Genomic DNA, 22,804 nt, shown 5'->3' with positions numbered 1-22,804 from the left:
TTGGACAGGGCAGCCGGTAGCACCAGCCGTCCGGACGTTGTAACATCAAGCAGACTGAGGGCTTTGCCGGGGGAATATGTCCGACCGCATCTGGTACCGCTATGGCACTGCCGCGGCAGCGGCCGCGCTCGTATTCGCGGTGCGCGCGGGGCTCGATAACTATTTCGAAGACCGGACGTTCACGATCATCTTTGTCCCCGCCGTGCTGTTTGCCGCGTTCGCCGGCGGTCGCGGTCCGGCGATCCTCACCACCCTGCTCTGCCTCGTCATCAGCGCCAAATTCCTCGGCAGGAGCCTGGTCACTGAACCTGCGAATCTGATCGATATCGCCTGTTTTGCTGTCCTCGGTCCGATCCTTGGCTTTATGGGTGACCGGCTACTGAAGGAGAGCGATCAAGCGCGAAATCGCCAGGCCCATCTGCAATCAATCCTCGACACGGTCCCTGATGCGATGATCGTCATCGACGACCACGGCATTATTCGCTCCTTCAGCGCGGCAGCCGAGCGCCTGTTTGGCTGGAAAGCGGACCAAGTCGTCGGAAAGAACGTTTCGAGCCTGATGCCCCAGCCGTATCGCGGCGAGCACGACCGGTATCTCGAGCGATACCTTACGACCGGCGAACGGCGCATCATCGGCATCGGCCGCATCGTGGTCGGAGAACGAAGTGACGGCTCGACGTTTCCGATGGAACTCGCCGTCGGCGAGGCTAAGGTACGTGGAGAACGCTTCTTCACCGGCTTTATCCGCGATCTCACCGAACGTCGAGCGCAAGAACGGCGGCTGCAGGAGCTGCAGTCCGAGCTGGTTCATGTGTCGCGATTGACCGCCATGGGTGAGATGGCGTCCTCAATCGCGCATGAGATCAACCAGCCGCTGTCAGCCATCACGAACTACATGCGCGGTGCGAAGGCGCTGCTGGCGTCGGAGATACCGGATGCTACCCGCATTCGGGATGCGCTCGAGCGGGCCGCGCAGCAAGCCCTACGGGCCGGCGACATCATCAAGCGCCTGCGCGAATTTGTCGCCAAGGGCGAGACCCAACAGTCCCTGGAGAGCCCGGCAACCCTGCTCGAAGAGGCTGTCGCACTAGCGCTGCTCGGCGCCAAGGAGCAGGGCGTCCGGGTGACGATCCGCAGCGACCGCGACATGCCCTCGATCATCGTCGATAAAATCCAGATTCAGCAGGTCGTGCTCAACCTGGTTCGCAACGCGATCGAGGCGATGGCCTCGGGCCCGCGCCGCGAATTGACCGTCGGCGTCACCAAGACTAACGGTGTTGCGACGTTCACTATCGCCGATACCGGCCCGGGCATCAGCCCCGATATCGCCGACCGCTTATTTCAGCCCTTTATCACGACCAAGGAGCATGGCATGGGCGTCGGCCTCTCGATCTGCCGGACCATCATCGAATCCCATGGCGGACGCATCGATGTGATGCCAAACGCTGGTGGCGGCACGGTTTTTCAGTTCATCCTCCCGTTCGCGGAGGACGGAGAAGAAGCATGACAACGCGGCGTACAATTCTCGTGATCGACGATGATCCAGCTATGCGGGACTCACTGGCCTTTCTTCTTGACGTCAACGGCTTTGCCGTAACCTCTTATGAGACGGCAACCGATTTTCTCGATCATCTCGCCGGCAGCACAGTCGACTGCATTGTATCTGATATCCGTATGCCCGGCATGAGCGGCCTCGAATTGGTCCGCAAACTCAAGGTCGACGCGGTCGCATGCCCGGTCATTCTGATGACTGGCCATGGAGACGTCGCACTCGCGGTCGAGGCGATGAAGGCAGGTGCGGTTGACTTCATTGAAAAGCCGTTCGAGGACGAGGCGCTGTTGCGCGCAATCGGCGAAGCCCTGCGGACACAGTCCGCGGCCCCGGCCGACGGCACGGTCAAGCGCGAGGCTGAAGCTCGCCTCGTGGATCTCTCGCCGCGCGAACGTGACGTTCTGCGGGGGCTCGTGGCGGGCAAGATCAACAAGGTGATTGCGCACGACCTTGGCATCAGCCCACGCACGGTCGAGGTCTACCGTGCCAACCTGATGGCCAAGACCAATGTGCGCAGCATGTCGGAATTGATGCGGATCGCGATCGCTGCCGGGCTCTAGCCTCAAGCTGCGAGCAACAGTTGGCGGACGGAATGGCGAATGTCCGCTCCTGACGCCACCTGTTCCTGTTCGCAGTTCGCGCGACGCGGTGCCGGAAAGTGCACGAGGTTTCCCATTGCCCTGGCCAGCCCATATTCGAGAGGAGGAAGCTCAATGGCAAGCAAGCTCCCTTTCGACCCCACCAACAGCAACGAAATGCGCCATTCCGCCTTGATCCGGATCAAGCGAAATGGGCCGAGGGAGATCAAGATAGCCCCTCCGAACCATCATTTTCTGGGTGAAGTCGACCGAACGAGAAAGGGCCATCGATGGACGAGATCGCGCACTTCATTGCCCTGCCGTACGATCGGACCGATGGCGAACTCGTTCCAGGCCAGCAAGCCAAATGCGCCAGCCCCGCCGCGGCGATTGAGCACGCCAAGCATTTATGGAAGACGTTCGGCCACGCGGGTGCCGCGGCAGTCGTCCGTACTGGCCATCCGGGGACGAAAATGACCGTGCTGAGGACATATGGCATGGTGCCAAGTGACCTGGAGCAGGAACGGTCTCGTCCTGACTCCTGGTAAAGACTAATCTACTATTTATTGCGCTAGCTCAAATCGTCGCCCGGCATCGCATGCTTGAATGGAGCTGTTAGGACGAGTGACCTATTCTCCCTGGGGTTGTCTCGATATTCAATGCCCGGCTCTGCCGGGCATTCTTTTTGTCTCGCCGCATGATGCTGAGAAATTGGCAGAACCCCGGCAGGCGCGCGGCGCTACTGCGGGTCAGCGTGAGGCCTCCAGAGATGGCCCTGAGATAACCGCCGCCGGAACTCGTGGGAGCGCGAGCAAACCTTGCCTCGAAGGAGCCGGTTCCGCTTTCGAACGATTGAACCTTCCGTTCCTTGGACGCCAGGATTGGATGGACGTTGGCAGCAACGTTGCGGTTTCGGCTCGAATTGGCGTGCATCTTTGAGCTGGCTCAAGCCATTCCCGTCACATTCGCCCTCTAACGTGGAACCGATAGCGGCGTCCGAGGTCATCTTTGAATCCCGGGAGAACGACATGCAATCTGCGACCACTCCAAACGAGCAAGCGCGGGCGGACGATCTTGTGCTGCTCGACCGCTATTGGCGAGCCGCCAATTATCTCTCCGTTGGACAGATCTACCTGCTCGCGAATCCGCTTCTGAGAGAGCCGCTGAAGCTGGAGCACATCAAGCCGCGCCTGCTTGGACATTGGGGCACCACGCCCGGGCTCAACTTCATCTATGCTCACCTCAATCGTGCAATCCGCACTTCCCACCTCAACGTCATCTATATCTGCGGTCCCGGCCATGGCGGCCCCGGCATGGTCGCGAACACCTATCTCGAAGGAACCTACACGGAGCTCTATCCGGAGGTGACGCGCGATTTGGACGGCTTGCGCAAGCTGTTCCGTCAATTCTCCTTCCCCGGCGGCATTCCAAGCCACGCCGCGCCGGAAACACCCGGCTCGATCCACGAAGGCGGTGAACTCGGCTATGCGTTGGTTCACGCATATGGCGCAGTGTTCGACAACCCCGATTTGATCGCCGTTTGCGTCGTCGGCGACGGCGAGGCAGAGACCGGCCCGCTCGCGGCCTCCTGGCATTCCAACAAGTTCTTGAACCCGAAGCATGACGGCGCAGTGCTGCCAATCCTGCACCTCAATGGCTACAAGATTGCCAATCCCACCGTGCTGGGGCGGATGGATGACGAGGACGTCCGTAGCCTCTTCACTGGCTACGGCTACGAGCCGCTGTTCGTCGAAGGCGACGATCCGCATGCGATGCATCGCTCGATGGCCAGCACGCTCGACACTGCGCTCGGCAGCATCCGCGCAATCCAGCAAGCCGCGCGGCAGCAGCCCGGCGACCTTAAGCGGCCGCGATGGCCGATGATCGTGCTGCGCAGCCCGAAGGGCTGGACCGGACCAAAGGAGGTCGATGGGTTGAAGGTCGAAGGATTCTGGCGTGCACATCAGGTGCCGATCGCCAACCCGCGCGGCAACCCCGAGCATCTGAAGCTGCTCGAGCATTGGATGAGGAGCTACGAGCCTGAAAGCCTGTTCGATGCAAACGGGCGGCTGGTAGCTGAATTGCAAGCCCTTGCGCCCGCAGGCGCCCGTCGGATGGGTGCCAACCCGCACGCCAATGGCGGCCTCCTGAAGCGGGAGCTGAAGCTGCCGGATTTCCGTGCGTATGCGGTCGAGGTCACCGCTCCGGGCGAGGTCGTCGCCGAAGCCACGCGGGAACTCGGCAAGTTCTTGCGCGAGGTCGTGGAGTTGAATGCGGAAGCCCGCAATTTCCGCATCATGGGTCCGGACGAAACCGCGTCGAACCGGCTCGACGCGGTATTCGAGGCCACCGACCGGGTCTGGATGGAAGGCATCGAGCCTTACGACGTCCACCTCGCCCATGACGGCCGCGTGATGGAAGTCCTGAGCGAGCATCTCTGCCATGGCTGGCTCGAAGGCTATCTGCTCACGGGCCGGCACGGCTTCTTCTCCTGCTATGAAGCCTTCATCCACATCGTGGATTCAATGTTCAACCAGCACGCCAAATGGCTGAAGGTCTCGCGCGCGCTGCCTTGGCGACGACCGATCGCGTCGCTGAACTATCTCCTCACCTCGCATGTCTGGCGTCAGGACCACAACGGATTCAGTCATCAGGATCCCGGCTTCGTCGATCTCGTCACCAACAAGAAGGCCGACATTGTCCGCGTCTACTTTCCGCCCGATGCCAACACCCTGCTCTGGGTCGGCGATCACTGCTTGCGCACCTATGACCGCATCAATGTGATCGTGGCGGGCAAGCAACCTGCCCCGCAATGGCTTTCGATGCGTGCGGCAATCACCCATTGCGAAGCCGGCATCGGGATATGGGATTGGGCCGGCACCGAGCCCCCCAATGCTGAGCCCGACGTGGTGATGGCCTGCGCCGGCGACGTTCCGACGCTGGAGACGCTCGCCGCCGTCGACCTGCTCCGCAAGGCGCTGCCGGAACTAAGGATCCGCGTCGTCAACGTGGTTGACTTGATGACGCTGCAGCCGATGGAGCAGCATCCGCACGGCCTGTCCGACCGCGACTTCGACAGCCTGTTCACCCGCGACAAGCCTGTCGTCTTCGCCTATCACGGCTATCCCTATCTGATCCATCGCTTGACCTACCGCCGCACCAATCACGACGGAATGCACGTGCGGGGCTTCGCGGAGGAAGGCACCACCACGACCCCGTTCGACATGGTAGTGTTGAACGGCCTCGACCGCTTCCATCTCGCCATCGAGGCAATCGAGCGCATGCCGGGGCTCGGCATCGCGGCAGCCCACGTCAAGCGGCGATTCCGTGACGCCCTGACCGAGCACACCCGCTACGTGCGCGAGCATGGCGAGGACATGCCGCAGATCCGTGACTGGGTCTGGCCCTACGGTACGACAGACCACAAATGCGTTGACTGAGGCAGCGAACACGCGAGAAAGACGGTCCATGTCCGACAGCGTCCTGGTGCTCAACGCCGGCTCGTCCAGCATCAAGTTCGGCCTGTTCGACATCGCACCGGCCGAGCCAAAGCTGCAATGCAGGGGCTTGCTCGATGAGCAGGAGAAGGTCCCGCGCATCGTGATGAGCGATGCCTCGGGCAGGCAGCTGTTCGAGAGGCGTCGCCCGAGCGGCACGTCGGAGGACAACGGCCTGTTCAGCGACGTATTTGCCTGGATCGAGGACTATCTCGCCGGCGGCAAGCTCGCCGCCGTCGGGCATCGTATCGTCCATGGCGGGCGTGCGTTCTATCGACCGGTCGTCATCACAGGGCAGGCTATCGCCGCGCTGGAGGCCTTGACGCCGCTTGCGCCGCTGCACCAGCCGCGCTGCCTGGCGCCGGTCCGCGCCGTGCAATCGCTGCGGCCGCAGCTGACGCAGATCGCCTGCTTCGACACGGCCTTCCATCACGGCCTGGCGCCGCCGGCCAGCCGCTTTGCCATCCCGCGGCACTTTGAGGAGCGCGGCATCCGTCGCTACGGCTTCCACGGCCTCTCCTTCGAATACGTCGCGAGCCAACTCGCCGCGATCGCGCCGCAATGGGCGGACAAGCGCGTCGTCGTGGCGCATCTCGGCAACGGCGCGAGCCTCTGTGCCCTGCAGAAGGGCAACAGCGTCGACACCACCATGGGATTGACCCCGCTCGACGGTCTCGTCATGGGGACCCGCTGTGGAACGATAGATCCCGGCGTACTGCTTTATCTCTTGCAGGAAGAAAGGATGTCGGTCGATGACGTACAACATTTGCTGTACGAAGGTTCGGGCCTGCTCGGCGTCTCAGGGCTGTCAGCCGACATGCGCGCCCTACTGGCGAGCCAAAAGCCCGAGGCCCGCGAAGCCATCGATCTCTTCACATTTCGTGTCGCCGCAGAAGTCGCCGTGATGGCAAATATCCTTGCCGGCCTCGACGGCCTGGTGCTCACCGGCGGCATTGGCGAGCATGCCGCGGACATCCGGCAACGCGTCTGCGATCGCCTCTCCCGGCTCGGCGTCAGCATCGATACGGCAGCAAATGTACAGGGCGAACAACGCATCGCCGCGAAGGGCAGTCCGGTCGACGTACTGGTCATTCCGACCAATGAGGAAGTCAGTATTGCGCGGCACTGCCGCAGCCTGCTGCGCACAGGTCGCTAGTCCGTCGATGCAACCCACATCACGAGCTCCCTTGCGAGAGACCCGAAGGCCCGATCGAATGCGGCTGCCGCCTCGGATGGTGTGAGCGAGTTTATCCCTTCGGATCCCTCAAGAAGCTTGGCGGCCTTTACCCGCCCATTTCGATCGACGATCTTCGCGGACAGGGAGATCGTCGCGCGCGGTTGGGCTCCCTGCACAATTTCGAACCGACGCAGGTCGATCAGCAGGCGCGGCGTACCCTCTACACCGCTGTCGGCCCGCAGTGGCGCATGGTCGACGTCGTAATTCTCGAAGCTCTGCAGCAACCGCGCCTGCACCAGCACCGGGAGACTATCGCCCCACTGCGCACCTTCGAACCCCTGAGTTTCTTCATCCGGCGAAAACAGGAAGCGCTGGGTCTGCAAGCGTGCGATCGCGGTCGGCTCCGCCATGACCAGTTGCTCGGGCAGATTGGCATGGCGCTGCGCTCCGAAGTCGTCCACCGCGTGAAGGTCGTACACTACCTTGCGCGGCGCGGGCGCACCACCGGCGGTCATGCGTTCCAGCCCGGCCACGATACCGTCGAGCTTCGGCGTGTTGCGCGCGAGCCCTTCGGCGAACGTGCTGAGATTGTCGATCGTGCTGTGCAGCGGCGCGGCGTTCTCGGACAGGACGGCATCGACCCGGCGTAGTGCATCGCGGGCGGCCTGCGTCATGCTCCGCCCGGCCCCCTTTTCGGCCACCAGCGGTTCGCGCGCCGGCGGCGCCTGGGGATCATCGCCGCCTTCGAGCGCGATCACCGGAACACCAGTCAGTCCCTGGAAATCGAGGCCGACGCGCGTATCGCTATGCACCGGCGTACGCTCGGCGACTGCGATCGTGGCGTGAACCTCGCGCGGACGGTCCGGATCCAGCTCAAGCGCGGTCACTTCGCCGACGCGGATGCCATTGAAGAGGACGCCCGCCCCGACCAGCAGTCCGGGCACCGGATCGGCGAAAACCAGCTGATATGTCTGCCGTTTCCCAATCCCCCCGACATTGTTCAGCCAGTAGACGAAGCCGAACACGGCGACGATCGCCGATAACACGAATGCACCAACGACGATATAGGGCGCGCGGATTTCCATATGCGTCTCTCTCTGCCTAATTGCCGAGGCCCAGCTTCTGCGCCCGGGCGCCATGAAAGTAGGCCTGGACCCAGGGATGATCGGACTTGAGCACCGATGACAGCCGGCCGATTGCGGCGATCCGGCCGTCGGCAAGCGCGGCGACGCGGTCGCAAATGGCCTGCAGACTGTTCAGGTCGTGCGTCACCATGAACACGGTAAAGCGCAACGTCCGGTGCAGCGTCCGGATCAGGGCGTCGAATTCGCCCGCAGCGATCGGATCGAGACCGGAGGTTGGCTCATCGAGAAACAGGAGCGAGGGGTCAAGCGCCAGTGCCCGCGCCAGCGCCACACGCTTGGTCATGCCGCCCGAAAGCTCGGACGGAAACTTGTCGCCGTCTTCGCGCGTCAAGCCAACCATCTCGAGCTTCGCATCCGCGACTTCGTCCAGCAGCCTTGGTGAAAGCCGCGCCTGCTCGCGCAACGGAAACTGAATGTTCTGCCGAGCCGTCAAGGCCGAGAACAGCGCTCCCTGCTGGAACAGGACACCCCAGTGGCGTTCGTTATCGCTGGCGCCCGCGAAATCGATCTCCCCGCTCCGCTTCGGCAGCAGGCCGACCAATGTCCGCATCAGTACCGACTTTCCGCCCCCGGACGCGCCCACGAGGCCGAGAATTTCGCCGTCGTTCACGTCGAGGTCGAGGTGATCGAGGACGATCTTCTTGCCGAAGCCGACCACCAGGTTGCTAATATGGATGGCTGGAGTGTCGGTCATGGCTACATCCCGATCGACGCGAAGAAAATCGCAAACAGGCCGTCGAGCACGATCACCAGGAAGATCGATTTCACGACGGACGCCGTCGTCTGCTGTCCGAGCGACTCCGCACTGCCCTTCACGCTCAATCCCTCCACGGCCGCGACCAGCCCGATCACGAGCGCCATGAATGGTGCCTTGATGATGCCGACCTCGAAATGAGCGACTGAAACCGCGTCGTAAAGGCGTGCGATGAAGATCGCCGGGCTCATGTCGCCATAGAGCCAGGCGATGAGGCCGCCGCCATAGAGCGCAGCGAGCGAGCCGAGAAAGGCAAGGATCGGCAGCGCGACCACCAGCGCCAGGATTCGCGGCAGGATCAGGACTGCGACAGGATCGAGCCCCATGGTGCTGAGCGCGTCGATCTCCTCGCGCATCTTCATTGCGCCGATCTCGGCCGTATAGGCGCTGCCGGATCGTCCGGCCACCATGATGGCAACGATCAGCACGCCAATCTCGCGCAACACGAGGATGCCAACCATGTCCACGACATAGGATTCCGCGCCAAAGCGGCGGAAATGGAAGATGCCTTGCTGAGCAATGATGGCGCCGATCAGGAACGTGATCAGCACCATGATCGGCACCGCCTGCCAGCCCACCCGGCCGAGCTGATAGACGGTCGACGTCAATCGGAACGATCGCGGATGCTTGAAGATGCCAAGCAGCGCTGCGCTGAAGGCGCCGAGCATATGCAGGAATGCCGCCGAATCGGTCGCCAGCCGCCTGCTGCCGCGGCCGAGCTGATCAAGCCTCTGCAGCACGGGGTTGACCGATCTCCGTTCGGCGGGGCCGGAACGGTTCAGCCCCCGCACCTCTTCCAGCAGGTCGCCGTACGGACCGTCGGCACCGGTGAGCACTGCCCTGGTTGCACCGCCACGGGCCAGCCTTTCAAGCAGCCAGGCCCCGACGGTGTCGAGCGCGGTGACACGCCGTACATCGATCGAGCCAATATCGGTGCGCGCGGCGTGCGCGCACAGCCGCTCCAGCGCCTCGACATTGGCAACGTTCCAGGCCCCACATGCGGCAAGCATGCGCGGATCATCCGCATTCGCTATCAGGGCTGGGGCATTGAGCAAGATTGTGACTCCAATTTGCAACTCACCTTAGGGGCGCTGGAGACGCCTGTGTTTGACGCAGCGCAACCGGCCTCACCGTGCCCCGGAATGCGCTTGACCCAGATCAACGGCTTGGCAAGCGGTGGCCTTATGATTTGACAGATTGCCCGGCAGCCTCGGGCGTGCTCAGGAGATTTCAGATGAATCGCGCCGCCTTCAAACCTTTGCAAAACACCGCGTTGCCGCACTCGTTCAGGCAGGTCCGGCTCGAGCGCGCCCGCGAGCACGATCACCCCGAGGGTGCGTCCGCGATCGGCTATGTCATCGTCGCCCCGCTCGACACGACATCGCGGATCGATGTCGAGACCTGGAGAGCCCATCGCGACGCGTGCCGCGTCATCCGCCAACGGCCGGGCGAAGACGATCAGCTCGGCCACCTCGTGCATGGACCGGCCGACAGCTGGCGCTTTCACTATGACGTTGCCGGCGCCACCGCCGATGAAGCCGGGTTTCATTTCGGCAGTGAGCCCTTTCGGGTCGGCGAATATGTCTCCGTCCATGAGGTGGACGGCATGCATCCTTACCGGGTCGTCGCCGTCACGCCGCTCTGATTGCACTTTGCCGGATCAGGATGTCGACGCCCAAGGCATCCACCACCGGAAGGGAGAGATCGAGAACGACATTGACGATCCTGTGGTCGGTCGGCTCTGTGGCCGCCGTGAATCCGATCTCATGGCACATGCTCAACATGGTGCTGTTCTCGGCCAGCACTTCGCCAGACAGCCGCTTCAGCCCTTCCGACTTCGCATAACGGATCAGGAGCTGCATCAGCGCCCATCCAAGCCCTTTGCCCTTGAGATCAGACTGCAACAGGATAGCGTACTCGGCATTCTCATAGAGCGAGTCGGAATGAAGCTGGACCGCTCCAACCATGGCACCCGTAGCTGGATCCAGCGCCGCAAAGGCCATCGCACGCGCGTAGTCGAGTTGGGTCAACCGCGCAATGAACGCGTGCGAGAAATTCTTCATCGCCTGAAAGAAGCGAAGCCTGAGATCCTCGGCGGTCACTCGCTTGAAGAAGCTCTCCACCATGGGCTCATCTTCCGGCCGCAGCGGCCGCACCACGACGCGCGAGCCATCCCTTAGAGCAAGCTCGCCCTCCCACTGCGACGGGTAGGGCCGCACTGCAAGTCGTGTCTGACCGGCGAACAGCCGCGCCGGCTTGCGGACCGCCACCCGCGCGTCGAGCGCCATCACGCCGGTTTCGTCAGCCAGCAGCGGATTGATATCGAGCTCCGCGACTTCGGGAATATCGGCCGCCATCTGCGCCAGCTTGACGAGGGTGCGCGGAACGACATCTTCCGGAACGGCGGGTACGTCGCGGTAGGCGGCAAGCAACCGCGAGACCCGCGTGCGCCCGACGAGGTCGCGCGCCAGGTTCATGTCGAGGGGTGGCAGCGCCAACGCCTTGTCGTCGATCACCTCAACCGCGGTGCCGCCGCGGCCAAACACGATCACCGGGCCGAAGGTCGGATCGTCGGCAATGCCAAGGATCAGCTCACGTGCCGCCCGCCGCTCGATCATCGGCTGGATCGTCACGCCCTGCAGGGCGGCATCCGGACGCGCGGCACGAGCGCGCGCCAGCACCGTCCTGGCGGCCTGTGCGACGCTTTCGCGAGTCCGCAGGCCGAGAATGACACCGCCGATGTCCGACTTGTGCCTGATGTCGCGCGAGAACAGCTTCACCGCCACGGCAAGCCCTTGCGCCAGGAAGGGCGCTGCCTTGTCCACGGCATCGTCGGCATCACGGGCCACGACGGTCGGAACGATCGGAATATCATAAGCCTCGAACAGCGCGACGATCTCGATCGGGTCGAGCCATTCCCGCCTCTCGGACAGCGCCTTCGCGATCACGTGCCTCGCCGCCGCCGTCCGCGGCGCAAACGTCGAGGCGCTGCTGGGCGGCGTTGCGGCCAGCGCGATGGAAGCATCGCGGTATCTCACCAGATACATGAAGGCGCGCACTGCATCGTCCTCGGTCGGGAAATGCGGGACGCGCGCCCGCTCGAAGGTCGCCGCCGTGCGGGCGTCGGCACCATCCCACGACGCAAGCACCAGTGCGGCTACCTCGCTGTTCCTGGCTCGGCGGCCGTCAACGCACCGCGTGACCGCTTCGGCAATCCGTTCGGTCGGCGCAACAGCCGTTTCCACGTTCATGACCAGCACGGCGTCGCTGTTGGCGTCCTCGAGCAGCGGGCCGAGCGCGGCCACGTAGCGGGCAGCGTCGGCATCGCCGGAGATATCGATGGGGTTGGCACGAGACCAGCCTTGCGGCAGGACCCGATCGAGCGCCGCAATCGTCTCCGTCGTCAGGCCTGCAGGAACGCCACCGAGCTCAACGAGCCGGTCGATCGCGAGGATGCCGAGCCCGCCGCCATTGGTCAGGATCGACAGGCGGTTGCCGCGCGGAACGAAGCCGCGGCCAAGCAACTCGGCGCAGTCGAACAGTTCCCGAAGGTCGTACACGCGCAGCATGCCGGCCCGGCGGAACGCCGCGTCATAGACGGCGTCCGAACCGGCGAGCGCTCCCGTATGGGTGGCTGCGGCCTTGGCGCCTTGCGCCACCCGGCCCGCTTTCACGACAATCAGGGGCTTGAGCCGTGCCGCGGCGCGCGCGGCCGACATGAACTTGCGCGCATCCCTGACGGCCTCGACGTAGAGCAGGATCGCGTTGGTATGATCGTCCTGCGCGAAATAATCGAGCAGATCGGCGACATCGACGTCGAGCTGATCTCCGATCGACACGATGCCGGAGAAGCCGAGCCGCCGCCGCTCTGCCGCCCATTCGATCATCGCGGCAGCGACGGCCCCGGACTGCGAGATCAGGGCAAGACAGCCTTCGGCGGGCTGATGCGCGGCAAAACTCGCATTGAGCTTCGCGCGCGGCACCATGACGCCGAGACAGTTCGGCCCGATCAGGCGCATGCCGTGCCGGCGCGCCGTCTGCGCGACCGTCTCGGCTAGCGAGCCGGCACCATGTCCGAGGCCGGCGGACAGGATGACCGCACCGGCGGCACCGACCGCGGCAGCGTCCGATATGATTCCGGGAATCGCGGCCGCAGGCGCCGTGATCGCAACGAGGTCGGGAACGAATGGAAGTGATTTGATATCCCGGGACGTAATCTCGCCATCGATCGCAGTGTATTTCGGATTGACTACGGCGATGCGGCCGGCAAAACCGCATGTCTTGAGGTTCATGAGTACCGCCAGACCGAGCGAAGACGGACGCGAACTGCCGCCGACAAGCGCGACCGATCGAGGCGAGAGAACCCGATCTAAACCAAACGTAGACATCGGACAGTCTCGCAGGGAACCAGCGGAGGCGCCTGCCGTTTCGTGCAGCGCGCCAGGGCCCGCATGACATCCTCGCGAGCAATAATCCCGACCAGGTGGTGATACTTGTCGATCACCGGTAGGCTCTTGAGCCGATGCGCGACCATTAGCTGAAGGACGCGCTGCAGATTTGTATCCGGCTCGACCGCGATCACATCGGACGACATGATCTCATCGACCGTCGTTCCCATGCGATCGTCGTAACGTGGCAGCATGTGATCTACCGGACAGGCGAACACCTTCAGGGCGTCCAGCTTCGTGACGAATCCGACCACAATATCGTCGCGGAGCACGGGATAGGCGTCATAGTCGTCTTTCGCGAACAACCGGTACAAGTCGCCGACGGTCATTTCGGGAGCGACGCTTCGTACCGATCTCGTCATGTTGCTCGCAACGGTCTCCTGAAGAAACTCGTACATGGCTGATCCCCTTTGATGGTTGCTTCGGGGACGCGTCGCTGCCTAACGGGCGACGCGCCTCGCAAGGCAGCTACGCCGCCGTCTTGATGTCGATCTGCCTGCTCTGCTTGGGAGCCGGCTTCTTGACGGTGACCTTGAGCACGCCCTTGGCGATCTCGGCACTGACGTCTTCCGCCTTGACGCCCTCGGGCAATGCAACGGACCGCGAGAACGCGCCGAAGCTGCGCTCGATCAGGTGATAGTCCTTGTCCTTCTCCTCGCGCTCGCTCTTCTTCTTGCCGCGGATCGTGAGCGTGTCGTCGGCGAGATTGAGCTGAATGTCCTTGGCCTCGAGGCCTGGCAGTTCGGCTGAGATCTCGACGGTCTTGTCGGTCTCGCTGACGTCCATGCGCGGCATCATCGCCTGCGGCGCGGCGAACGCCGGAAAATTGCGGCCGAAGCCGTCGAACAGCCGGTCGATCTCCTGCTGCAGAAATACGAAGGGATTGTTTTCGCGCCGCGCCAAGGCGCGCTCGCTTCCAACGGGAATCACGTTGTTAGCCATCAGTACCTCCTATTTGAATGTCGCTCGTGAAACAAAGCTAGTCAGGAACAGCCCCCCGGCCGTTGACCAGGATCAAAACCCAACCAATGTCATGTGATCAAAGGAGAGGCACAGACCGAAGCGAGTTCCGCCATGCACGCCATGATCCTGCCCGCGCGCGACGCGCGGCTGCAATATACGGAGCGGCCCGACCCACTTCCGGGACCAGGCGAGGTCCGCGTCAAGGTCGGCGCCTGTGGCGTTTGCCGCACCGACCTGCACGTCGTCGATGGAGAACTGCCCGGCATCGCCTATCCGATCGTTCCCGGCCATGAGGTGGTTGGCCGTATCGACGCGATCGGTGAAAGCGTGGATGGCCTGCATCTCGGTGCACGCGTCGGCGTTCCCTGGCTCGGATCCACCTGCGGGCATTGTTCCTACTGCCGGGAGGGCAAGGAAAACCTCTGCGACGCCCCCCTGTTCACCGGCTACACGCGGGACGGCGGCTTTGCCACGCACCTGGTGGCTGACGCGCGTTACTGCTTTCCGCTCGGCAGAGACGGCGAGGATGCGGAGCTGGCGCCCCTGCTGTGCGCCGGCCTGATCGGCTGGCGCTCCCTGGTGATGGCTGGCGACGGCCGCAAGCTCGGCATCTACGGTTTTGGCGCGGCGGGACATATCGTCGCGCAAGTGGCGCGCTGGCAAGGGCGGGATGTGTACGCTTTCACCCGCGCCGGCGACACCGAGGCCCAGCGCCTGGCATTGTCGCTCGGCGCATGCTGGACCGGTGCTTCGGAAGATCGGCCCCCGGCAGAACTTGATGCCGCGATCATCTATGCGCCGACCGGGCCCCTCGTCCCGCTTGCACTGCGCACGCTGCGCAAGGGCGGACGCGTGGTCTGTGCCGGCATTCACATGTCGGATATCCCGAGCTTTCCCTACGACATCCTTTGGGGTGAACGGCAGATCGTTTCCGTTGCCAACCTGACGCGACAAGATGGCGTCGATTTTCTCAAGACAGCGGCAAGGGCTGGAATCCGGACGCACGTCACCGTCTTTCCCCTGGACCAGGCGAACGAAGCACTTGCGCGCTTGCGGGACGGCAAGCTCGTCGGCGCAGCCGTCTTGAAGCCATGATGACGCCGGCATCATCAACTGCGACTGCCACAGGCGAGACCGGCCAGGCCGCCGTATTGTCGTTTCTGGCCGGATCTGGCGAGCCGAACACCCCGGTCAAGCGGATCGACACCCATTGTTCGATCGTCTTTCTCGAAGCTTCGCGCGTCCTGAAGATCAAGCGAGCGGTCAAGCTGCCCTATCTCGACTTCTCGACGTTGGAGAAGCGGCGGCGCGCTTGCGAGGATGAGATTGCCGTCAACAAGCGCCACGCCCCCGCGATCTATCGCGGGGTGGTTCCGATCACGCACGGGCGCGATGGACTTGCGGTCGGCGGGACCGGACCAGTCGTCGAATGGGCCGTCGAAATGGCCCGCTTCGACGAAAACAAGACACTCGATCATCTCGCCGAGCGGGATGCAATCCGGCCGGAGCTGGGCGAGAGACTGGCCGCCATCCTGCTCAAATCCCATCGAGAACTGATTGGGAGCGATGGATCGCACTGGCTTACGTCACTCCCCGTCATCATCGATCGCAACACCGAGCAGTTTCGCGCCGAGTCAACTCTTTCCTGCAGGAAGATCGATGAACTGCACGAGTTGAGCCATCGATCGCTCGCTCGGAATCTTGAGCTCCTGCGCCTCCGCGCCGCAGCTGGGCAAATCCGGCATTGTCACGGCGATGCACATCTCGGCAACATCGTCCTGCTCGACGGCGAGCCTGTTCTGTTCGATGCGATCGAGTTCGACCCCGATATCGCGACGACCGACGTCCTCTACGACCTCGCATTTCCACTGACGGATCTGCTGTACTTCGGACGCGAGACCGTCGCCAACAGGCTATTCAATAGCTACATGCAGAATGCCTGGGACACGCAATCGGGTGCGTTGTCTTTGCTGCCATTGTTTCTATCAATGCGAGCGGCGATCCGGGCTAACGTGCTCTTCACCAAGGCACGGCAACATCAACTCGATCAAGAGATCGCCGCCCAAGCGGGCCGCTATTTCGAGCTTGCACGTCGGCTGATTGAGCCGGAGCCACCCCGCCTAGTTGCAGTTGGCGGGAAGTCGGGTACCGGCAAGAGCGTGCTGGCGCGCGACATGGCGCGTCTGATCGCGCCGCCCCCGGGCGCCCTGGTTCTGCGATCGGATGTCATTCGCAAGCAACTCTCCCACGTCGCCGAACATGCCACGTTAGCGCCGGAGACCTACACTCCCGAAGCATCGGACCGCGTTTATCAAGCCATGCTCGACCGAGCCAAACGCGCCATGGCTCAGGGGATTTCCGTTGTTCTCGACGCGGCATTCTTGAAGCAGGCGGAGCGCGATGCCGCACGAGCCGCCGCCCGCAATGCCAAGGTGAAATTCAGTGGATTGTTCCTGACCGCCGAACAAGCCATTCGGCTGCGACGCGTCGCCTCACGGCAACACGACGCTTCGGATGCAACGGCTGGCGTCGTTCTGAGCCAGGAGAGCATCGATACTGGCCATATCGATTGGCAACTCATCGACGCATCAGGCTCACCTGCCGCCACTCTCCAGCGCAGCATGCCCTGCCTGCCAGACGCACCTTTCCATTCAAATCGGCGGAATATCACCTAAGGAAACATCCGGAATTGGTCGATCGACGGAAACCTGTCAGCATTCTCCCGCCCAGACAGGAGAATGTCATGAAACGCGCATTGAGCCTTCTTCTTGCCGGAAGCGTCATCTCAACGGTAGCGCTTGTTTTATTTTACAATTACTTCTTCCCCAATGCCATTCCGCTTGCCTCGACCGAGCCGCTTCTAGCCTGGCGCTTGGAGGCGGCGTTCGTAGTCACTGCGCTGACATGGACCGCAGCGTTCGTGGCGGCGGCATCCGGACTGTCATTGCTGCTGATGACCCTCACCAACCGAGATGTCACAGTCCGCTAGAACGCGCGCTGCTCGTGCCTGCCATACCTCGAAGGCCGGCTCTTCGGAGCCGGCCTTCGACGTAGGAACACCGCTACCGACGTGTTCCTCGTAAGGTAGGCACCCAGTTATCACCTTTCAGGCGCACTTCAACGTTTCCGCCGACTAGGATCTCAGTCGCCGGCGCCAGAGTGGCTTGAGCAGCTCAAGCACCACCAGCATCGCCACTCCCGGTCCGAGCGCGATCATCAGATCGTCCGGATGAAGGGGACCGAAACGAAACAAGCTGGACGCCGGAGGCCAGAGCAGTGCGGTCCCGAGAGCGCCTGCGATTGAAAGCAAGATTACCGCCAGCGCCAGATTCGGCCGGAAGAACGCCGATAGGAACGAAGAACTGAAAGATCGATTGACCAGGACGAGACCGACAATTGACCCGATGAGGGCGAAGAAGGCCAAGGCTCTGACCTCATCTGCAGGCATGCCGGCGTGAAGTGCAATGACGAACAGAACGGCGACAAGCACAAAAATCAGGGCACCTTGAAGAACGCTCCAGCTAACTAGCGTCCAGGTGAACAGAGGGCTGTCAGCTCGCCTGGGTGGACGCGCCATGACGTCGCGCTCCTCGCGCTCGGCCTCGAACACGAGTGAGCATACGGGATCGATGATTAGCTCCAGAAATGCGATGTGAACGGGGCCGAGAATCAAAGGTAATCCGAACACCAGGGGAAGCAGGGTGAGCCCCGCGATAGGAACGTGGACAGCGAAGATGAAGGCCATCGCCTTTCGCAGATTGTCGTAGATGCGTCGACCCAGGCGGATGGCCGAGATGATCGCGCTAAAATCGTCGTCTAGCAGAACGATAGAGGACGCCTCGCGCGCGACGTCCGTTCCGCGCCCGCCCATCGCGATACCGATGTGAGCCGCTTTCAGGGATGGAGCGTCGTTGACGCCATCGCCGGTCATCGCAACGATCTCGCCGTTCTGCTTCATTGCCTGCACGATGCGGAGCTTCTGCTCCGGTAATACGCGAGCAAACACGTTCACGCGTCTGACGAGTTCCGCAAGCTGCAGGTCACTCATGAGCTTGATCTGATTCCCCGTGATCACCTCATGGACATCCAGCCCCGCCTGCTTCGCAATTGCGGCCGCGGTTATCGGATAATCGCCTGTGATCATGGCGACGCCAATTCCCGCTGAGCGGCATTCACGCACCGCAGCAGGCACACCGGGGCGAAGCGGGTCGGCGAATCCCACCAGTCCGAGGAAGCGGAATGCGAAGGCTTCCTGCGAACAAGGAAGCTGGTTGCCTTTATGCACGGCCGCCGCGATCCCGAGCACACGGAGCCCTTGCTCCGCCATCAAGCCGACGGCACTTCTCATCGATTCCTGATCCAAACGGCTCAGCTGGCAGAGACGCGCAACCGCTTCAGGGGCTCCTTTGGCTGCAACAACGTATTCCTCGGCGGGGGATGACCGCCAGACCTGGGTCATGGCGAGGAGCTCGGGCCGGAGTCCATAGGTATGTATCAGTTGCCCATGAACATCCTGCCCGCTGGTTTCTTTCCGGACGTGGCCCGCAAGGGCGTGCAGCGCCCGCTCCATCGGATCCAGCGGCTGAGGCGAACTGGCAAGGACGCCGTAGCGCAGCATCTCCGGGAATTCGGGTCGTACGCAACCCGGATTCGAAGACTTGGGACGCATGCATGAACCGTCGAGCAACCGCAATTCTACAACTGACATTTCGTTCAGCGTCAGAGTACCGGTCTTGTCGGTGCATAAGACGGTGGCGGAGCCTAACGTCTCGATTGCGGCCGCCCGGCGCGTCAGCACGCGGACTTTCGAAATGCGCCACGCGCCCATGGCCATGAACACGGTGAGCACCACACCAAATTCTTCCGGCAGCATGGACATGCCGATTGCGACGCCGCTGAGCAACGCTTGCAGCCAGTCTCCGCGCAACGTCCCGTAAAGCAGCACGGCAACGATGCTGACCGCAGCGCCGCCGAAAAAGCAAAACCGCACCAGCCTCGCCGTCTGCTGTTGGAGACGTGGCGGCTCCGCTTGCAGCGTGCGTAGAGACGCTCCGATCTTTCCGATCTCGCTTCGCGGTCCGGTGGACGTGACCCGGGCGGCGCCCTCGCCCCGCACGACGAGCGAGCCGGAATACACGAACGGCTGATCGTCGCCGCCCGGCCGATGCTCGGCCACGGCGTCCGTCTCGACCACCTGCTTGCGAACGGGTACCGACTCGCCTGTCAGCAGGGACTCGTCGACCTGCAGATCATGACTGTCGAGGAGCACAGCGTCGGCTGGCACGCGATCACCGTCGCCAAGGATGATGAGGTCGCCTCGGACGACGTCCCGGCCGGCGATACGCCGGCGTACTCCATCCCGCATCACGAGGGCCCGCGGACTGGTCAGGTCGCGCAAGGCTTCTAACACGCGTTCAGTTCGTGTCTCCTGCACGATCGTGATCACGATCGACATGGCGCCGAAGCCAAGGAGCAGGAGTGCCTCCTGGAGATCACCAAGCAAAAGATAGATCACTCCGCCGCTCAGAAGCAGCGCGAGCATGGGCTCGCGCAGCACGTCCAACGCGATACGTATGGGAGTGCGCCGCTCAGGGCTCGGAAGCTCGTTGTGCCCCTCGACCCGAAGCCGGGCCGTCGCTTCGGCTTCGCTTAGTCCTGTGAGGTCTGTGGCGCTCACGTCTTCCGCCATAGGTTCCAGACGCTTCCACCCAGCAAGAGCGCGGTAACGAGCAGAATGGCCACAAATGTCTGTATGATGTCAAAGTTCAGAGAATCCCGCGCAACGAAGAACGCGGTGATAGATCCCACGAGGACGAAGAGGATGCGAAGGATGACGCTCATGGCTCTCTCCTGCTGGCACAACGCCGTTTGAAGCTTCCTAGGCAAGGGGTGCCCAGCTGGATACTCGATCCTGCTGGCGCGGCGCAGTTTACCGTAGCGGTTCGCACCGTTGAGAAGTTGCGGCAGATCAAGCTGCCCGAGCACCCGTGCCGGCGGCTCAATGCTGCAGGACATACCGGCCCGGCGCATCCTCGAGCGGCGATTCACCCTCGGGCGCGTGAAGCACCGGCTGCGCCGGCACCCACGCACCGGAATGCGCCGTGAGGAAACGAACCCACTCCAGCCACCAGGATCCGTCGCGATTCATCGCCTTGCGCAGCCACTCGTCGGGGCCGACATAGGGTTGATCCGCCATTTTCTCCAACAACTGATAGCTGTGCCGCTCCTCCGACGGCGGAGCAACGATGCCGGCGTTGTGGCCGCCGCTCGCCAGCACGAAGGCGATATCGGCATCCGCGAGCAAGTGAATCTTGTGAACCGACCGCCAGGGCGCGACGTGATCACGGACCGTGCCCACCACAAACATGGGGGCGCGAAGGTCGGAAAGTGCCACCGGCTGTCCGTCCGCCAGATAGCGGCCCTCGGCAAGGTCATTGTTGAGAAAAAGCTTGCGCAGATAGTCCGAATGCATCTGGTAGGGCATGCGGGTCGCGTCCGCGTTCCATGACATCAGGTCACTCGGTGCGGCGCGCTCACCCATCAGATAGTCGCGGACCAGGCGCGACCAGATCATGTCGTTCGACCGCAGCAACTGGAACGCACCGGCCATCTGCGCCGTCTCGAGCACGCCGCGCTGCCGCATCATGTCCTCCAGGAACGCAACCTGGCTCTCATTGATGAAGAGCGTCAGCTCGCCTGCATCGGTAAAATCGACCTGGGCCGCCAGCAGCGTCACCGACCGGAGGCAACCAGGCCGCTCCCTTTGCAATCGGGCCGCGGCAATCGCCAGCAGGGTGCCACCGAGGCAGTAGCCTGCCGCATGGATCGCGCGTTCAGGGGCAAGCTGATTGATCGCGTCGATCGCAGCGTCGACCCCAAGCTTGCGATAGTCCTCGAGACCAAGATCGCGGTCGGCTGGCCCCGGATTTCGCCATGAGATCATGAACACGGTGAAGCCGCGCTCGACCAGGAAGCGCACGAGCGAATTCTGCGGCGAGAGATCGAGGATGTAGTACTTCATGATCCACGCCGGCACGATCAGCACTGGCTCCGGGCAGACGTCGGCCGTCTCGGGCGCGTACTGGATGAGCTCGATCAGCTCATTCCGGTACACAACCTTGCCCTTGGTCACGGCAACGTCCTTGCCGACCACAAAGGGCGCGGATCCGGACGGCTCGGCGCTCAACAGATTCCTGCAATCTTCCAGCCAGTTATGCCAGCCCGAAACGAAGTTGCCGCCACCCGAATCCATTGCCTTGCGCAGCACCTCGGGGTTGCTGAACGCAAAGTTGGACGGCGCAACGACGTCGAGGCATTGCCGGACGGTGAAATCCACGACCGCTGCATTTGCTTTCGAGACGCCGTGCAGGCCGCTGGTCGCCGAATGCCACCAATGCTCCGCCAGCAGGAACGCCTGCGCAATGACGTTGAAGGCCGGCAACGTCCAATCCTGGCCCGCAAAACGGTTGTCACCCGGCTGAGGCTTAACCATGAACCAGGGTTGCCAGGCCGCATGCGGCGTCGACACCATGCGCGCGAAGCGCGAGCCGTCAGCAACTGCGTTCAACGCCAGCTCAAGCCGTCTACCGGGTGAGGCCGCCAGATGCAGTTGCCAATCGGCGAAGGCGAGCGCGAGGCCAGCCGGTGAAAGCCCGCCGGTCCATCGCGCCATCGCCGCGTGAACGAGCTGGTCGAGCGATTCCGTACCCGTCAATGGCTCCTTCTCGGGCTGCGCCGATGCAGGCGTTCCGGCACCCGTCACATCGTCGTTGGCAGGAGATCTGGGCTGGTCGAGAACTGCCTGGACTGTCATCGCCCGTCTCCGAGGTGGAACCGCTTCCGACCGAGCGCCACGATCTCGGCGTCCGTCGGATGATCGCTCGGCTCAACATGCAGGTTGAGGTCGGGCCGTTCCGCCGTGAGATATTGCATCAGCTCAACCTTCTCGACACCCGGACCGATGACGAGCAAATCGCTGCAACCGCTCACGGCCTCCCCTACCCGGGCAAGGAATGTCGCGTCGGCCTGGACGCGGCCATCGCCGATCGTATTCGTCTTGTGATGCAGATGCTGCGACGCCAAATGCGCATGGACGGCCGTCGCGCTGACGCCTGTCAACCCGATGCCGAAAACCTTCGCAACAAGGTGATCGATCCAAACGACCGCGTGCGCATGTGACTGCAGGGTCATCTCGCTCATGAAGCAACTCCGGTGCTTTCTTTCTCTGGCTCTCTCAATCGGCGCGCCAATGCCGCAAGCAGCTCCCTGCGACTGACAATACCAACGACGGTTCCGGCGCCAAGCACCGGAATCTGAGCGACATTGTAGACATCCATCTGCGCGACGACGTCCTCGATCGATGCCTCGACATCGACGGTGATCGGCGAGCCACTCATGAGCGAGCCGACCTGCAGCGTGCGCATGCGTTCGCGTTCAGGTGTATTCTCCGCAATGCCAAGCAGAGACTCCAGCCAGTTTCCTGACGGCGGGCTGATGTCAAGCTCATCGCGGTGAAGGAAATCCCCCTCCGAAACCATGCCGACGAGGTCGCCGGCGTCGTCGATCACCGGCAGGCCGCGCTGATCGGTCTCAAGCAGCAGCTCGACGGCATCGAGCACGGTGGCAGTCGGCTTGATCGTCGCGAACGAACTGCGCATCACATCGGTGGCGAGCATTGTCATCTCTCCTAT

The 22,804-nt window shown here is 62.8% G+C and carries 21 protein-coding genes; 9 read left to right on the top strand and 12 right to left on the bottom strand.

Annotation, left to right across the window (positions count from 1 at the left end):
• Window positions 1-76 precede the first annotated feature (76 nt).
• On the top strand, window positions 77-1,507 hold the full coding sequence (locus tag JEY66_RS06710) for a PAS domain S-box protein (RefSeq protein WP_018268775.1): 1,431 nt from the start codon (window positions 77-79) through the stop codon (window positions 1,505-1,507).
• Window positions 1,504-2,112, top strand: coding sequence for a response regulator FixJ (gene fixJ / locus JEY66_RS06705; RefSeq protein ID WP_026191810.1), 609 nt, complete (start codon window positions 1,504-1,506; stop codon window positions 2,110-2,112). Before JEY66_RS06710 ends, fixJ begins: the two co-directional genes overlap by 4 nt.
• A gap of 2 nt (window positions 2,113-2,114) precedes the next feature.
• On the opposite strand, the gene JEY66_RS06700 is transcribed toward fixJ, so the two are convergent.
• On the bottom strand, window positions 2,115-2,360 hold the full coding sequence (locus tag JEY66_RS06700; protein WP_075969251.1) for a hypothetical protein: 246 nt from the start codon (window positions 2,358-2,360) through the stop codon (window positions 2,115-2,117).
• Window positions 2,361-2,420: 60 nt separating this feature from the next.
• Here JEY66_RS06700 and JEY66_RS06695 point away from each other — a divergent pair, with 60 nt between their 5' ends.
• From JEY66_RS06695 to JEY66_RS06685, 3 genes are all read left to right on the top strand, one after another.
• Window positions 2,421-2,678 (top strand): hypothetical protein, encoded by a 258-nt coding sequence (locus tag JEY66_RS06695; RefSeq protein ID WP_018268778.1) that lies wholly within the window; start codon window positions 2,421-2,423, stop codon window positions 2,676-2,678.
• A 480-nt stretch (window positions 2,679-3,158) separates the two neighbouring features.
• The gene (locus JEY66_RS06690; RefSeq protein WP_041482694.1) at window positions 3,159-5,570 is read left to right on the top strand and encodes a phosphoketolase family protein; all 2,412 of its coding nucleotides are present in this window, start codon (window positions 3,159-3,161) and stop codon (window positions 5,568-5,570) included.
• 28 nt (window positions 5,571-5,598) lie between these two features.
• The gene (locus JEY66_RS06685; protein WP_018268780.1) at window positions 5,599-6,783 is read left to right on the top strand and encodes an acetate/propionate family kinase; all 1,185 of its coding nucleotides are present in this window, start codon (window positions 5,599-5,601) and stop codon (window positions 6,781-6,783) included.
• Here JEY66_RS06685 and JEY66_RS06680 read toward each other — a convergent pair.
• The 3 genes from JEY66_RS06680 to JEY66_RS06670 are packed head-to-tail and all read right to left on the bottom strand — an operon-like array spanning window position 6,780 to window position 9,758.
• Window positions 6,780-7,889 carry an ABC-type transport auxiliary lipoprotein family protein gene (locus JEY66_RS06680; protein ID WP_018268781.1) on the bottom strand — a complete coding sequence of 370 codons (1,110 nt, stop codon included), beginning with the start codon at window positions 7,887-7,889 and terminating at the stop codon, window positions 6,780-6,782. The genes JEY66_RS06685 and JEY66_RS06680 overlap by 4 nt on opposite strands.
• Window positions 7,890-7,905: 16 nt before the next feature.
• The gene (locus tag JEY66_RS06675; protein WP_018268782.1) at window positions 7,906-8,643 is read right to left on the bottom strand and encodes an ABC transporter ATP-binding protein; all 738 of its coding nucleotides are present in this window, start codon (window positions 8,641-8,643) and stop codon (window positions 7,906-7,908) included.
• 2 nt (window positions 8,644-8,645) lie between these two features.
• Entirely contained in the window at window positions 8,646-9,758 is a 1,113-nt protein-coding gene (locus tag JEY66_RS06670) for an MlaE family ABC transporter permease (protein WP_026193361.1), read from the bottom strand.
• Between the two features lie 179 nt (window positions 9,759-9,937).
• Between JEY66_RS06670 and JEY66_RS06665 the strand changes: the two genes are divergently transcribed.
• The gene (locus JEY66_RS06665) at window positions 9,938-10,348 is read left to right on the top strand and encodes an adenine nucleotide alpha hydrolase family protein (RefSeq protein WP_018273619.1); all 411 of its coding nucleotides are present in this window, start codon (window positions 9,938-9,940) and stop codon (window positions 10,346-10,348) included.
• Here the strand turns inward: JEY66_RS06665 and JEY66_RS06660 are convergent.
• From JEY66_RS06660 to JEY66_RS06650, 3 genes are all read right to left on the bottom strand, one after another.
• Window positions 10,335-13,091, bottom strand: coding sequence for a bifunctional acetate--CoA ligase family protein/GNAT family N-acetyltransferase (locus JEY66_RS06660; RefSeq protein WP_041482693.1), 2,757 nt, complete (start codon window positions 13,089-13,091; stop codon window positions 10,335-10,337). The genes JEY66_RS06665 and JEY66_RS06660 overlap by 14 nt on opposite strands.
• A complete protein-coding gene (locus tag JEY66_RS06655) occupies window positions 13,073-13,549 on the bottom strand; it encodes a CBS domain-containing protein (RefSeq protein WP_018273621.1) in 477 nt (158 codons plus the stop codon). The genes JEY66_RS06660 and JEY66_RS06655 overlap by 19 nt, the downstream gene beginning before the upstream one ends.
• Before the next feature lie 70 nt (window positions 13,550-13,619).
• Window positions 13,620-14,093: an Hsp20/alpha crystallin family protein gene (locus JEY66_RS06650; RefSeq protein WP_018273622.1), complete on the bottom strand. Its 474-nt coding sequence runs from the start codon at window positions 14,091-14,093 to the stop codon at window positions 13,620-13,622.
• A gap of 132 nt (window positions 14,094-14,225) precedes the next feature.
• Here JEY66_RS06650 and JEY66_RS06645 point away from each other — a divergent pair, with 132 nt between their 5' ends.
• The 3 genes from JEY66_RS06645 to JEY66_RS06635 all read left to right on the top strand — a co-directional run bounded on the left by JEY66_RS06645 (window position 14,226) and on the right by JEY66_RS06635 (window position 17,103).
• Complete coding sequence (locus tag JEY66_RS06645) at window positions 14,226-15,209, top strand: zinc-dependent alcohol dehydrogenase family protein (protein WP_018273623.1); 984 nt, start codon at window positions 14,226-14,228, stop codon at window positions 15,207-15,209.
• Complete coding sequence (locus JEY66_RS06640; RefSeq protein ID WP_063607071.1) at window positions 15,209-16,789, top strand: bifunctional aminoglycoside phosphotransferase/ATP-binding protein; 1,581 nt, start codon at window positions 15,209-15,211, stop codon at window positions 16,787-16,789. Before JEY66_RS06645 ends, JEY66_RS06640 begins: the two co-directional genes overlap by 1 nt.
• A 68-nt stretch (window positions 16,790-16,857) precedes the next feature.
• Window positions 16,858-17,103, top strand: coding sequence for a hypothetical protein (locus JEY66_RS06635; protein ID WP_018273625.1), 246 nt, complete (start codon window positions 16,858-16,860; stop codon window positions 17,101-17,103).
• Window positions 17,104-17,247: 144 nt separating this feature from the next.
• On the opposite strand, the gene JEY66_RS06630 is transcribed toward JEY66_RS06635, so the two are convergent.
• From JEY66_RS06630 to JEY66_RS06610, 5 genes are all read right to left on the bottom strand, one after another.
• Window positions 17,248-19,803 carry a cation-translocating P-type ATPase gene (locus tag JEY66_RS06630; protein WP_018268791.1) on the bottom strand — a complete coding sequence of 852 codons (2,556 nt, stop codon included), beginning with the start codon at window positions 19,801-19,803 and terminating at the stop codon, window positions 17,248-17,250.
• Window positions 19,788-19,955, bottom strand: a complete 168-nt coding sequence (locus JEY66_RS06625) for a hypothetical protein (protein WP_162832437.1) — start codon at window positions 19,953-19,955, stop codon at window positions 19,788-19,790. The genes JEY66_RS06630 and JEY66_RS06625 overlap by 16 nt, the downstream gene beginning before the upstream one ends.
• Window positions 19,956-20,112: 157 nt before the next feature.
• Window positions 20,113-21,927, bottom strand: coding sequence for a PHA/PHB synthase family protein (locus JEY66_RS06620; protein ID WP_100213613.1), 1,815 nt, complete (start codon window positions 21,925-21,927; stop codon window positions 20,113-20,115).
• The gene (locus JEY66_RS06615; protein WP_018268794.1) at window positions 21,924-22,313 is read right to left on the bottom strand and encodes a hypothetical protein; all 390 of its coding nucleotides are present in this window, start codon (window positions 22,311-22,313) and stop codon (window positions 21,924-21,926) included. The genes JEY66_RS06620 and JEY66_RS06615 overlap by 4 nt, the downstream gene beginning before the upstream one ends.
• Window positions 22,310-22,789: a CBS domain-containing protein gene (locus JEY66_RS06610; RefSeq protein ID WP_244435918.1), complete on the bottom strand. Its 480-nt coding sequence runs from the start codon at window positions 22,787-22,789 to the stop codon at window positions 22,310-22,312. The genes JEY66_RS06615 and JEY66_RS06610 overlap by 4 nt, the downstream gene beginning before the upstream one ends.
• Window positions 22,790-22,804 lie beyond the last annotated feature (15 nt).

Source organism: Bradyrhizobium elkanii USDA 76 (assembly GCF_023278185.1).
Classification (GTDB): domain Bacteria; phylum Pseudomonadota; class Alphaproteobacteria; order Rhizobiales; family Xanthobacteraceae; genus Bradyrhizobium; species Bradyrhizobium elkanii.
The sequence above is the reverse complement of the archived record's forward strand: the minus strand, read 5'-3'. Positions and strand labels throughout refer to the sequence as shown.